This is a genomic window from Gemmatimonadota bacterium, from assembly GCA_009838645.1.
Classification (GTDB): domain Bacteria; phylum JAAXHH01; class JAAXHH01; order JAAXHH01; family JAAXHH01; genus JAAXHH01.
The window spans coordinates 1-14003 of record VXRC01000028.1; the positions used below are offsets into that span (position 1 = coordinate 1).

A 14003-nucleotide genomic window follows, 5' to 3' on the forward strand; every position below is an offset into this window, starting at 1 on the left:
ATCGTAGGCCGTCTTCACCGCTTGAAGGAACCCGTCTATTTCCTCCTCGTCGATTTCATCCGCGGCATGAGCGAGGCTGCCGAACAGGACGGGTGCCGCGGCGGCTTCATCCGCCGGCTTCTCCGGCCATGCTTCGGTAATACCCGCCGCAATCTTCGATACCGGGCCAATCTCGATCAGCGTATTCACGGCAAGACCGGCCAGGTTTCGCGCGGAAGCGCCCGACCCCTGGCCCGATCCCTGGCCCGATCCCTGGCTCGATACCTGGCCGTCGTGCGATCCCTCGCCTTCGACTGTCCGATGGACCCAGCGGTCCAGGTCCGCCATCTCCGCCGATCCCACCCTTTCTCCCGTGGCTCCGCTGATGATCGTGAGTGACGGCGTCGATACGGATATCTCATCCAGCCTGGTCTTTGATGCTTCTGCGGCTGCCGATACATCGCGCCCCATATCCATGGTCCTGGCGATCTCACCGCGCGCCAGTGCGATGCGGAGTCCCTCGTCGAGCGTGAACGCTCCGGCAGCCTGCGCGGCTGCGATCTCCCCGACGTTGCGGCCACAGACTGCCGAGGGCCGTACATCCAGGCTGGACCACAGGGCGGTGATCGCGCACTGAAGCGCATAGGCCGCCGGGTCCGCCCAGGCCGGATCGTCGATCGGATGCTCCGCCCCTTCCTCGTCGAACAGGGGATTGAGCAGGGAGACGTCCGTTTCTCCGCGGAACAGCGCTTCGCAGTGATCCAGGACGCCTCGTACCACGGGTTCCGAATCGTACAGGCGCTTGCCGATATCCCGCCATCCGTCGTCCCAACTATCATATACGAACGCCACCTTCGGCGCAGCCGCGGCCACATTGATCGAGTTCGACTCGACGGAATCTAAACTGGCCTCATTCGACGCGAGTTCCTCCAGTCCTTCGCGGAGCGTTGCAACACTACGAAACACCACGCCGTTCCGGCAATTGAAATGGCTTCTTCCCATGCTCGCGGTCCAGGCCATGTCCGCCAGGAACTCCTCTTCCGATTCCGCGCCCGAACCGGCCGGGAGATTTCGATCCAGCCAGGACAGGTAACTTCCGGCGAGTTCCCTGAGTGCCGCCGGGTTCTTGCCCGAGAGTGGCAGAAGCCGATACGTCCGCTCCACGGGGCGCTCGTTGTCTCGTTGCGGTTCCGGGACGCCCGGAGGCAGTTTCAACGCGACGGTTTGCGGGGCGCCGGCCGCTTCGATCTCAGTTTCCGCCGGTTGCACGTTCTCGTCGCCCGTCCCATAGCCTTCGACCAACACGTGGGCGTTCGCCCCGGATATGCCGAAGGCGCTGACCCCCGCGCGATGCGTCCGGCCGGGATGGACCGGCCAGTCCACCGCTTCTGACGTCACCCGCACGGGAAGCCGGTCCCAGTCCACGTTAGGGTTTGGTTTCTCGAAATGCAGTTGTTTCGGGATACGTCTGTGGCGAATTGCCATGACCACCTTGATCAGTCCGGCGAGGCCGGCGGCGGACTCGAGATGGCCGATATTGGTCTTCACCGATCCGACCAGGAGCGGCCGGTCCGGCGCGCGTCCCCTGCCGTAAACCGCGGCGGCCGCCTGCACCTCGATCGAGTCGCCCAGCGCCGAACCGGCGCCGTGGGCCTCCAGATAGTCCACTTCCGCGGGATCGACGCCCGCCTGCGCCAGCGCGTCCTCGATCACCCGTTCCTGCGCCGGACCATTGGGCACCGTGGGCCCCGCGGTCGCACCGTTCTGGTTGACCGCCGAACCCCGGATGACGCCCCAGATGCGGTCGCCGTCCGCCTGGGCCGCGCTCAATCGTTTCAACACGACCACGGCGCAGCCTTCGCCTCTAACGAAACCGTCTGCTTTGGCGTCGAAGGCGTAGCAACGACCTTTATTGGACAGCATGCCCAGGTAGGCCATTTCCGACGTGATATCGGGGGACAGCACCGTATTTACCGCTCCTGCCAAGGCCATATCCACTTCTCCTAGACGAAGGCTGGCCACGGCCTGGTGCACGGCAAACAGGGCCGACGCACAATTCAGTTCCAGAGGTACCGAGGGACCTTCCAGGCCCAACAAGAAGGAAATCCGGCTTACTGTCAGGCTTCTGGCCGTACCCAGGAAATTGACGCCGCCTCCCCGGTTCTTCATCAGATCACGATACTCGCTGGAAGATACACCCGTGTACACCCCCGTACGCGAACCTCGGAGCCGATCCGGATTGATTCCCGCGTCATCGATCGCGTGCCAACTCGTCTCCAGCAGGAGCCGCTGCTGGGGATCCATGCTGCGCGCTTCCAGTGGCGATACCCTGAAGAACCTCGCATCGAACTGGTCTATGTCGTCTATGAACCCAGCGCGACGCCAACCTTCGTCGCCCTGGTCCAGCCCATCCGGCGATACACTCGCCGATCCAGTGTCGGGACGCACGTCTGTGACGGCATCCGTACCTTCTTCCAGCATGCTCCAGAAGGCATTCAGGTCCGGCGCGCCGGGAAAACGGCACGCCATGCCGATGATGGCAATGCCTTCGTTTTCGGTCCGAGCCACGGCGCCGCTTGCGGGCCCGGTGGGTGCAAGCGGGGCAGCAGAGGCACTGCTCTCCTGCCTGGCGGGCGCATCCGGTGCGGCGATAGCAAAGCGGCCGGATCCGGCAGGCGCTTCCGAACCCGCGGCTTCGCTTCCGCTGCCGCCGCCGGATCCAGGATCGCCGCTTTCCAATTCCGCGTCGCCGATCTCGTCCATCAGGTGGGTGGCGAGAGACGAGATATCCGGATAGTCGAAGACAAGGGTGTTGGGCGCCGTGTAGCTGCCCGAAAGTGCGCGGTTCAACCGGTTCCTCAGCTCGACCGCCATCAGCGAATCCATGCCGAGGTCGAAAAACCCCACGGTAGGCGCGGGGGTGGACGACAACCGAAGCACCGACTGCACTTCCCCTTGCAGAAAGGAAACCAACACATTCTCCCGCTCCGCGGATGGTGTGTTCCGCAGGCGGGTCAGGACGTCGTCCGAGGAGGATTCCGGCGCCTCTTCCGCCGCCTCCTGGGCTGCCGCAAGCAGGTCCTCGAGCAAGGGCGGCCGGCTTTCCGCCGCTTCTTCGAACACGGCCCAGTCCATCGCCATGACCACGGAATGAGTCCCGTCCTGCCGGACCAGCCGGTCCAGCGCCCTCAGGCCCTGCTGCGGGGTAAACCAGCGGCCGCCGAGGGCCGCGCGCTGGCTTTCGATCCGTTCCTTCTGCTCCGCCGCCTCGCCGATCTCCGACCAGGCGCCCCAGGCGATGGCCTGGCCCGGAAGCCCCAGTGCCCGCCGGTGGCCGGCCAACTGGTCCAGGAACGCGTTGGCCATGGCGTGGTTCGCCTGGCCCGGGTTGCCCATGACGCCGACTCGGCTCGAGAAGAGCACGAACAGATCCAGGTCCCGGTCCCGGGTTGCCTGGTGCAGATGCCAGGCGCCCAGTATCTTGGGCCGCAACACGGTCTCGAAGTTCTCCCAGCGCTGGTTCCCCAGCGCGCCGTCCGACAGCACGCCTACACTGTGGATCACCCCACCCAGGGGAGGCAGTTCCCGGTCCATGCGCTCGAGCATCGCGTCCACCGCGTCCAGGTCGGTCACGTCCGCCAGTTCCACCTTTACCGTTGCACCCCGCTCACGGAGTTCCTGTATGGCTTCTTCGGCTTCCGCGTCCGGCTGGCGACGGCCGTTAAGCACGATCGTGCCGGCGCCGCGGTCCGCGAGCCAGCCGGCCACCGCGCAACCGATGCCGCCCAGTCCCCCCGTCACCAGGTAGGTGCGGTCCTTCTTCAATCGGCCTGTGACCAGCGGGGGCGGCGTCACGACGATCTTTCCGAGATGGCGGGCGGACCGCATGAAGGACAGGGCGGCGCCCGCTTCGGCCAGGGGCCAGCGGCTGTGGATGATGGGTTTGAGTTCTCCCGAAACCATGCGTGCCATGATTCCTCTGAGGACGCGGCCGACCCAGGCGGGATCCGTCTTCTTCAGTACATCCAGTTCCAGGATGTCGTAGGCCACGTCGGGACGGAGCGCGGCCATCTCGTCCCCGGTCAGGATGTCGCGACGGGCCATCTCCACGAATCGGCCATCGGGCTTGAGGCAGGACAGGCTGGCGTCGATGAACCCCTCGCCCGTCAGGCTGTTCAGGACCACGTCCACCCCTTCGCCATCCGTGGCTTCGAGGATCTCCGCTCCGAATGCCGTCGTGCGGCTGTCGTAAATGTGTTCAACGCCCAGCGAACGGAGATAGGCCTGCTTCGGGGCGCTTGCCGTGGCATGGACCTCGGCCCCCGCGGCCTGAACCAGCTGGACGGCCGCCAGGCCCACCCCGCCGGCGCCGGCGTGAATGAGCACTTTTTCTCCCGCCTCGAGTCCCGAGTACTCGAAGGAAAGCGCGGCGGATACGAAGGCGCTGGGCACCGTGGCGAGCCCGGAGACGGAGAACCCCTCCGGTGCGGGCGCTACGAGGTCCCCATGGGTGATCATAAGCGGCGCGAAGGCGCCGAAGCCCAGTCCCACTACGTGATCGCCCACGGAGACGGACGATACTTCGTCGCCCACCTCGGTAATCACGCCGCACATCTCCCGGCCCAGGAGCCCCTCTTCGATGAAACCGAGGGACCGGAATACATCCCAGAAATTGAGTCCTGCCGCCTCGACGGCGACCCGGACTTCCCGGGGTTCGAGCGGGCGCGGCGGGAGCGGCTGTACAAAGGGTTGGTCGAACACGCCCGCAGGGTCGGGCGCCAGCACCCATTCCTGGTCTTCCGGAAAGTCCAGGCGGTCGGATCCGTCTCCCATGTGAACCAGCCGTGCCACCATGCGGCCTTCCCGCCGGTAGACGATGTGGTTCTCATCGTCCGGATACATGAGTTCATTGACGAGATCGGGATCCGGCGCGAGCTCCGCGGGGTCCAGATCCAGCATCCGTGGTTGCAGATGGGGCGCTTCGCGGGCCACCCCCTTGCCGAAGCCCCAAAGGGCGGCGCCCGCCAGTTCACCGCCGAGTTCCCGTTCCAGCACTTGGGATCCGCGGGTAACGAACCAGACGCCCCTGGTCGGGGTCGAATCGGTGTCGATCAATCCCTGCACGAGGGCGAGGGCGCTGGCTCCGGCACGCTGCACTTCCGCGGCCAGTTCTAGCGTGGCGGCCTGCGCACCGGGGCCATCCAGGCCGGCCAGATGTGCAATGCCGCTGAACGGTACGTCCTGCGGCAGGCCTTCGATCAGCGTTCGCCACGATTCGCGTTGCCCCCATTCCACGGCGGTCCTGACGATACCCGGGCCGGTTGCGGCAGGCTGACCGTCCGCTGCATCGCCGTCCCGCACCAGGTAGACCGTCTGGTTCCGTGCCGCCAGCGCGGACGCGAGTTCCGCTGCCCGTCCCGCCCGGTCCTCGGTGAGGATCCACGCGCCGGAAGGCTCGGACACCTTCGCCGGGCCCTGGGCCACGATCACGCCTTTGTCCAGGATCGTGGATGCGTCCGATGTATCCGGTCCGTCGGGTCCCAGCACTTCCGCTTCCGCGAATCCCGCGTCGCCAAGAGCCTGCTTCCATACGTCGGGCCCTGCCAGCGCGTGGTGGGGCCGGTAATCGTCGGCGAACCGCCACCAGCCGTCGAGCTGTCCGAAAGTCAGGTCCATCCAACCCAGTCCGCTGAGGTTCTCGAGGGCAATCAGATGGCCGGACGGCGCGAGCAGATCCCTGCAGTGACCGAGGGTCTCTGTCAGGTACCGTGTCGCGTGCAGTACATTCGACGCGATCAGCAGGTCGTAACCATGGGGTTCGAATCCCTGCTCGATCGGATCCTTCTCGATATCCAGCGGGCGATATTCGATGGCTCCGCTACGGTCGCCGAACCGGGCTTCCGCCTCGGAGAAGAAGCCCGCGGAGATATCCGTGTAGGTGTATACGAATCGGCCATCCGGAAGCTCGGGCAACACGGACGCGGTCGCGGACCCCGTGCCGGCCCCGACTTCGATCACCCTGAGGCGCCGTCCATCCGGCAGTGTGGTCACGAGGGCCTGCACCGCCTCCGTGAGCATCCTGTTCGCGGCCCGCGCGACGGGCGCTTTCAGATATAGATCGCCCGCCGTCGGTTCTCCGCTGCTGAACAGGAGGGTCAGCGGGTCCTCTTTTCCACGAAGCACCTCCGCCAGGGCGAGGCCGGACCGCAGGAACAGCCCGATCTCGATCTGGCCCTGGTCATACCTGTCCTTCATCCAGTCGGCGAAGGCCTCGAGGTCGGCGGGCATGTGTCCAGGGAGCGGATCCTCCGGACCCACAACCACGCGGAATCCGTCGTCCCGCTCCTCCATTACGCCGGATCTGGCAAGCATCTCGAAGAGCCGGCGAAAGAGGCGGGTGTGTTCGGGCAGGACGCCCAGCGCCTGCCGGAGATCGTCGGGATCCACCACCACGCCCTTCTCACGCTGCCATCCCAGTTCTTCCAGCGACGCGAGTGCGCGGGACCGCGACCATCGCTCCAGGTCCGCCAGCAGGGCGTTCCGGTTCTCCGGATCCACGCCGGCGTCGGTCAGGTAGTCCGTAAACGACTGTGCGTTGCCCGCGATCTCCGACGGACTCGGGAAGAAGTCCGCCGCTTCGATACCCGGGGCCAGGGGGCGCTCGCGCCAAACGACCTCGTACAGCAGGTCATTCACGCCCTCGACCGCCGCCAGTAGGGCCGCCCGGGTCGCCCGTTTCACCGTGTATCCACTCAGGCGGCCGACCAGGGCGCCGTTCGGATCGTAAATCCGCATCTCGCCGCTCAGTACTTTCGGCGTCTCGTCCGGGTTCGCCTCGGCGCCGCGCGAGGATTCGCCCAGCAGCACGTGACAGACCACCCGGTCCGGCAGCGGCCCCGCCAGCCACATCCGCTCCCAGCCGAAGGGCAGGTAGGTCGCTCCGCCTTCGGTCTCCGCCACGTTCCGCGCAACGCCCATGACCTGGAAGCATCCGTCGAGGACGAGCGGATGCACGTCCAACCCGTCCCTGTCGTGGGGTTCCGTTAAAGATACCTCCGCCACCGCCTCGCCCGGCCGGGACCATGCGTTACCGAGCGTGCGGAAGCTGGGACCGAGATCGACCCCCGTACTCGCACGGTGGCGATAGTAGCCCGCGACGTCCACGGGCGAGAGTCCGTCTTTCAGCGCTTCCAGGTCGACCTGCCGGTCAACCCGGCCGGACTGGCCGGACTGGGCGCCTGGACCGATCGGGCCGTCTCCCGGATCGGGGGCGCCCGATGAGATGTGCCCTTCTACGTGGACCGTCCATTCTTCTTCGTTCCCCTTGCTGTAGATCTGCAGGCCTCTGGATGCATCCGGTTTCACCGTATCGATCACGACCTGAACCCGTCGTCCGTTCTCGGCCCCTTCTCCGTCTTCGAAGACCATCGCGTTGTGTAACTGCATGTCTTCCAAAACCATCGGACCGCTTCCTTCAAGCATCGATACGGCACAGGCCATGGAACCGTACAGGGCGCCTGGAGCCAGGACGCGGTTGAAAACGCGGTGGTCGCTCAGCCAGGATGGATCCGTGGGGAAGATCTCCGTTTCGAACGTGATCTCGCCGCGGGCGGACTCGTGACGGTCTCCCAGCAGGGGATGGCCAGCGCCGCTCCGACGTTGCTTCGGCGCTTCGACCCAGTGCCGCTGGCGTTGGAACGGGTACCCCGGCAACGAGATTCTCCGCCTGGATTCCCCGGCGAAGAGTCCTTCGAATCGTATCGGCAGGCCGGCCTCATACGCCGCCGCCACTGCGTTTACGAGACTGCCCACTTCCGGTATCGGCGAATCATCGGAGGGACGGGTGAGACTGGGGAGCACTTTGGGCGCCGGTGTCTGCGGAGTTTCCGGCCAGGCCGAGACGGTTAGGGGAGCCAGGATCGCATGCGGACCGATCTCGACGACCAGGTCCACGCCGAGGGCGGCCAGGGTGCCGACACTCCGGGCAAAGGCCACGGGTTCCCGGGCGTGCCGTGTCCAGTAGGCCCCGTCGAACAGGTGATCGGAAGCTACTTCCCGTCCGGTCAGATTGCTCACCACGGGAATCGACGGGGTACCGATGGCCACCCCGTCCAGTGAGGATTCCAGCGCGTCCAGGGCCGGTTCCACCAGCGCGCTGTGGAAGGCCCTGGTGGTATTCAGCCGTCTTGCGCGGATCCCCGCCGACTCGAAGTGTCTCATGACGGCTTCGACGCCCGGGACCGTTCCGCTTACCACCTGGTGCGACCCGTTGTCCGCCGAGATATTGCACCCGATTCCGCCGGCCGCTTCGATATCGCCGGCCGTTTCGGCACTGCCGGACGCCCCGTTCAGGGCTTCCAGTTCGGCTGCGACCCGTTCCGCGGGCGCAAAAACCGCGGCCATGGCACCTTCTTCGGTACCGGACAGCAAGGTGCCCCGCGTGGCGGCGAACTTCATCCCGTCTTCCAGGCCGAATACTCCCGCGGCATGCGCCGCGGCCAGTTCGCCGACGCTGTGGCCCATGACCACGGCCGGCTGCACGCCAACGCTCGACCAGAGTGCCGTCAGCGCACATTCCAATGCGAAAAGCGCCGGTTGCTCCCAGGCCGTGTCGTTCAGCGGTCCTGCCGCTTCGTTACGGCCGAACATCACATCCAGCAGCGAGGTCCCGCGGACCTCCTGGAACACCGCTTCACAGCGGTCCAGTACCGCACGGGCTACGGGTTCCTGTTCGTAGAGCGCCTGGCCCATGCCGACCCACTGGCTTCCCTGCCCGGTGTAGACGAACGCGACCTTCGCCGGTTTCAGGGCATGCTCGATCGGGCCGGCTTCGGTCAGTTCGGTGAGCCGTTCCCGCAATGAACCGATGTCATGGAAGGCAACGCCCGTACGGTGATCGAAATGACTTCTGCCCACGCCCGATGTCCACGCCATATCCAAAAGGCACCCTTCCAGGCCGGCCTCGCCGTCGCTGTCGACGGGGTGCGATTCTTCGGTCCGCCCGGTCCGCTGGTCTAGCCAGGACAGGTAGCGGCCGGCCAGTTCGCGCAACGCGCTTTCCGATTTGCCCGACAGTGGTAGCAATCGGGTCTTGCGCTGTCCCAGGTCATCGGACGGCACAGGCGCGTCAGCCACCGATTCAGGCAATGAAGCAGCCACGGCGACCGGCGATCCGGCGGCCTCGTGGCCACCGTCCCCCGCTTCATCCGGCGTGCGGTATTCCTCCACCACGATGTGGGCGTTGGTCCCGGAAATACCGAAGGAATTCACGCCCGCCATGCGCGTGCGCCCGTCAGTACGCGGCCAGTCCATCATCTCCGTGGTAACCCGTATGGGAAGGTTATCCCAATCGATACCGGGGTTCGGGTCGTGGAAGTGGAGGTGCTTCGGAATAACCCCGTGCTTCACCACCAGGGCCGCCTTGATCAGTCCGGCCACGCCCGCGGCCGACTCCAGGTGGCCGAGATTGGTTTTCACAGAACCCGTCAGCAGCGGATGATCGGCGTCCCGTCCCCGGCAGTAGACTTCGGATACGGCGTCGATCTCTATCGGATCGCCCACGGTCGTACCGGTCCCGTGCGCCTCCAGGTACTCCACGTCCGTAGGCGATATGCCCGCCTGGTCCAGCGCGTCTTCGATCACCCGGATGAGCGCGGGGGTATGGGGGACGGTCAGGCCCGTGCTGGCACCGCCGTGGTTTATGGCCGAACCGCGGATCACGCCCCAGATCCGGTCGCCGGCGGCCTCCGCCTCGCTCAGCCGTTTCAGAACCACCACGCCGCAGCCTTCGCCCCGAACGTAGCCGTTCGCCGACGCGTCGAAGGTCTTGCACTGCCCATCCGGAGACAGCATCATGGAATCGGCGCGCAATTCGTAAATACGGGGATTCAGGAGTGCTTGCACGCCGCCAGCGAGAGCCAGGTCCGCCTTGCCGTGCTGCAGGTCCGACACCGCGTCATGGATCGATACCAGTGACGACGCGCAGGCGGCGTCCACCGCCTTTACGGGACCCATCAGCCCCAGCACGAAGGCGACCCTGCCGCAGGTACCGTTGAGGTTCGTGCCGCTCAGTGCGTAGAGACAGGAGGCGGCGTCGGCGGGCCGGGTGGATTCCAGGACCAGCATGCGGTACTCGTCGTTGCTGATCCCGGTGTAGACTCCGGTTCGGCTGCCTTTCAGACTGTCCGGGTCGATTCCCGCGTCTTCCAGCGCCTGCCAGCTCGTCTCCAGTGTCATCCGCTGCTGCGGATCCAGCAACTGCGCTTCGACCGGCGAGATCCGGAAGAAGGACTCGTCGAACTGGTCGATGTCGTCCACGAAGGCGCCGTAGCGGCAGCCGTCGCTGATCACCGCGCCTTCCGGGAAGAGCGTGCCGATGCGCCCGTTACCCGATCCGGGGACGCCCTCGGTCACCGCGTTCCCACCCGCTTCAAGCAGGCGCCAGAACGAATCCAGGTCCGGTGCGCCGGGAAACCGGCAGGCCATGCCGATGATCGCGATCGACTGTTCGTGCACGGCGTTCCCCTTCGTCGTGTCTCCGGATCGACCAGCCGCTTTCTCGCTCGCCCGTGGTGATGTTTCGATCGACATGATCATCCCTTTCGTCTACTTGAGTTTTTTTCGTCAACTGGGTCTGTTTTGGATGCCACCCGCCCTGCCGAATACCGATTCCGGTACTTCCGCCAGTTGCTTGATCCGCTGCAGGAACCGTGCGGCCGGCGCGCCGTCCACGATCCGGTGGTCGAAGGTCAGGCTGAGCGCCATCATGCGGCGCACGCCGGTCTTTCCGCTCGATTCGTCGACAACGACCACCCTCGGCGCCGCCCGTCCGAGTCCGAGAATGGCGCACTGGGGATAATGTATGATCGGGGTGAAAGCGTCCACGTCATACATGCCCAGGTTGGTCAGGGTGAAGGTACCGCCCTCGATCTGTTCGAGCGTCAGGCCGCCGTCCTGCGCGGCCTGGATCAGGCTTTTCGTTGCCGCGGCAATCTCCTGGAGCGATTTGCCCGGAACGTCCCTGATGACGGGCGCGATCACCCCGCCGGAAGTGTCCACCGCGATGCCGATGTGGATGCCATCGTTCAGCACCACGCCGTCGCGCCAGGATGCGTTCATGACGGGATGCTCGGCCAGGGCGACGGCGGTGATCCCGGCCATCAGATCGTACCAGGACGGGCGGTAAGCACCTTTGAACAACGACGAAAGCGCGGTTACGTCTGCCTCGGTGTTCAGGGTGACCGGCGCCGTGGTTTGATGGGCTTCGACCATCCTCCGGGCGATGACCTGCCGCATTTCGCCGTGGCCTGTGATGACCTGCCGCATGTCGCTGTGGCCGGCGCCGGCCTTTCCGTCCGTCCCGTCCACCGCGGCTTCGTGCGGCCGGGCTGCTTCGTGCTGCCGTGCACCTTCGTGCTGCCGGGCGGCTTCGAGCACGTCCCTTTCCACGATCCGGCCCGATCGTCCGGTGCCTTCCAGCGTCCGCCAGTCGATGCCCGCCGTATGTGCCGCGCGTTTGGCCCGGGGACTGATGGCGGGGGCGCCGCGTTCGAGGCCCGTTGCTACCGGCGTGGCGCGTTCGAGTTCGGTCCCGGTACCGGGATCCGGGAATGATGTCCCGGCAGGCGCGGTTCCCTCCGCGGGTCCGACCGCCACGTCCTCGTTCCCGGCATCGCCCGCCCTCCCCGCATTCGGATCAAAGGTCTCAATTTCGTGTTCGGCCACGACGAAACCCAGCAACGTCCCCACGGGCACGGTCTGGCCAGGCGGAGGCGATGCGTCCGGGATCTTCAGGATACCGGCCTCGAAAGACTCGACGTCCGCCGCGGCCTTGTCGCCCTCGATGGTGCATACCATTTCGCCCTGGATTATCGGATCGCCGTCCTGTTTCAGCCATTCGACCAGCGTGCCTTCTTCCATGTTCCAGCCCAACCGGGGCATGACGATTTCGTAGGGCATGAGCCGTTCCTATTCCGCGAGCAGTTCGCGGACGGCCTGTTCGATCGATGCCCGGTCCGGGACGACGGCCTGCTCGAGAGAAGGACTGTAGGGCGTGGGCACGTGGGCGCCGTTCAGCCGCTTGATCGGCGCGTCGAGCTCGTCGAAGCCGTGTTCGGTCACGCGGGCGGAGATCTCCGCGCCGATCCCGCAAGGCATGAAGGTCTCGTCCACGATGAGCAGCCTACCCGTCTTCCCCACGGACGCGAGGATGGTGTCCGCGTCCAGGGGCGCCACCGTGCGCGGATCGATGATCTCCAGGGAAATCCCCTCGCCGGAAAGTTCCTCCGCGACCTGAAGGGCATGATGGACCATGACGGTCAGCGCCACGACCGTGGCATCGGCCCCCTCGCGAACGACCGCGGCCTGTCCGAAGGGCACCCGATGCTCGCCGTCGGGCACGGGCCCCTTCAGGTTCAGCAGATGCCGGTGCTCCATGAAGAAAACGGGGTCTTCGCTGCGCAGCGCCGTGGCGAGCAGGCCCTTCGCATCCGCGGGATTGGAGGGCAGCGCCACGCGGAACCCCGGGATATGAACGAAGAACGGATAATAGCTGCCGGAATGATGGGTCGCCGCGGAGTGGCCGATGCCGATGCAGCCCCGAAGGACCATGGGCATCTTCAGCCGGCCGTTGCTCATGTACTGCATCTTGGAAGTCTGGTTGATCAGCTCGCCCAGGCCGTCGAGGATGAAATCCGTGAACATGAAGTCCACGACGGGCCGGGCGCCGGTCATGGCCGCGCCCGTGCACATCCCGATGAACCCCCGTTCGCAGATGGGCGTGTCGCAGAGCCTTAAGGGACCGTGCTTCTCGTAGAGACCGGCCGTAGTCTCGAAGTTGCCGCCGCGTTCGCCCGCGCCTTCGCCGACCACGAATATGGCGGGGTCCGCGTCCATGGCGTCGGACAGGGCTTCCCGCGCGGCTTCGGTGAAGGTCTTCTCGGTCATACCGTCTCCCGGTATACGTGGCGATCCGCCGTACCGCCTTCGGGCCAGGGACTGGCTGCCGCTTCCTTTTCCGCTTCTTCGACTTCCGCCCGGACGTCGGCTTCGATCCGGTCCAGATCGGACTCCGTCATCGTTTCATCGGACAGGATACGGCGCCGGAACCTCGAGATGGGGTCCTTCTCCCGCCACTCGGCGACTTCTTCCTCGGTGCGATATACGCCGGTGAGGCCCATCCCTTCGGCATGGGGACGGGTGCGGTACGTCTTCGCTTCGATGAGGGTCGGTCCCTCTCCCGCCCGTGCCCGCAGCAGCGCCTCGATGGCCGCTTCGTGCACGGCCAGCACGTCGTTGCCGTCCACGCCGACGCCCGGCATACCGTAATTGGACGCGCGCGTTGCCACGTCCGGGTTCCTGGAAGCATGGGAGAAAGGCACCTCGGTCGCGTACAGGTTGTTCTCGCAGACGAAGAGAACGGGCAGGTCGTAGATGGCGGCGAGATTCAGCCCTTCGTGAAAGGCGCCGTTCCCTACGGCGCCGTCGCCGAAGAAGGCCACTCCGACGCTGCCGTTGCCCAGCAGCCTGGCGCTGTAGCCGGCGCCGGCGGCCTGCAGGATGCAGGGGCCCACGATTCCGCTCGTTCCCATGAGACCGATCTCCGGAGCGAAGAGGTGCATGCTGCCGCCCCGGCCGTGGGAGATCCCCGTCTCCCGGCCGTAAAGCTCGGCGATGAGCGCGGCCGGCGACACCCCCTTGGCCAGCGCGTGGCCGTGGCCCCGGTGCGTGCTGAAGACCGCGTCGTCATCGGTCAATCCGGCGCATACCCCTGCGGCTACGGCCTCCTCGCCGACGTAGGTATGGCAGGCGCCGTGGATCAACCCGGACATGAAGGACCTCGCCAGCCGTTCTTCCACCGTCCGGATCGTGAACATGGTCCGGTACAGCCAACGATAAAGTTCGAACGGGTTTTCGCGTTCGACGGACATAACGATCTCCGGCTAAAAAACTTGCCTGTTGCACGCGGCCCTGTACATTGTCGAATGTCCTTCAAAAATACAAGTAGATCTTCCCGCGGGGCAAGG

The 14003-nt window shown here is 65.8% G+C and carries 4 protein-coding genes; all 4 read right to left on the minus strand.

Annotation, left to right across the window (positions count from 1 at the left end):
- Window positions 1–10575 (minus strand): SDR family NAD(P)-dependent oxidoreductase (locus tag F4Y38_08175; protein MXY49263.1); only part of this gene is annotated, 10575 nt, incomplete at its 3' end.
- Window positions 10576–10602: 27 nt separating this feature from the next.
- Window positions 10603–11937, minus strand: coding sequence for a 2-oxo acid dehydrogenase subunit E2 (locus F4Y38_08180; GenBank protein MXY49264.1), 1335 nt, complete (start codon window positions 11935–11937; stop codon window positions 10603–10605).
- A 9-nt stretch (window positions 11938–11946) separates the two neighbouring features.
- On the minus strand, window positions 11947–12924 hold the full coding sequence (locus F4Y38_08185; GenBank protein ID MXY49265.1) for an alpha-ketoacid dehydrogenase subunit beta: 978 nt from the start codon (window positions 12922–12924) through the stop codon (window positions 11947–11949).
- A complete protein-coding gene (locus tag F4Y38_08190) occupies window positions 12921–13907 on the minus strand; it encodes a thiamine pyrophosphate-dependent dehydrogenase E1 component subunit alpha (protein MXY49266.1) in 987 nt (328 codons plus the stop codon). Before F4Y38_08190 ends, F4Y38_08185 begins: the two co-directional genes overlap by 4 nt.
- Between the last annotated feature and the right edge of the window lie 96 nt (window positions 13908–14003).

Bases quoted from the DNA above. Each gene is read 5' to 3' on its own strand.
- F4Y38_08185 (MXY49265.1), bottom strand. From the start codon at position 12,924: ATGACCGAGAAGACCTTCACCGAAGCCGCGCGGGAAGCCCTGTCCGAC.
- F4Y38_08180 (MXY49264.1), bottom strand. From the start codon at position 11,937: ATGCCCTACGAAATCGTCATGCCCCGGTTGGGCTGGAACATGGAAGAA.
- F4Y38_08190 (MXY49266.1), bottom strand. From the start codon at position 13,907: ATGTCCGTCGAACGCGAAAACCCGTTCGAACTTTATCGTTGGCTGTAC.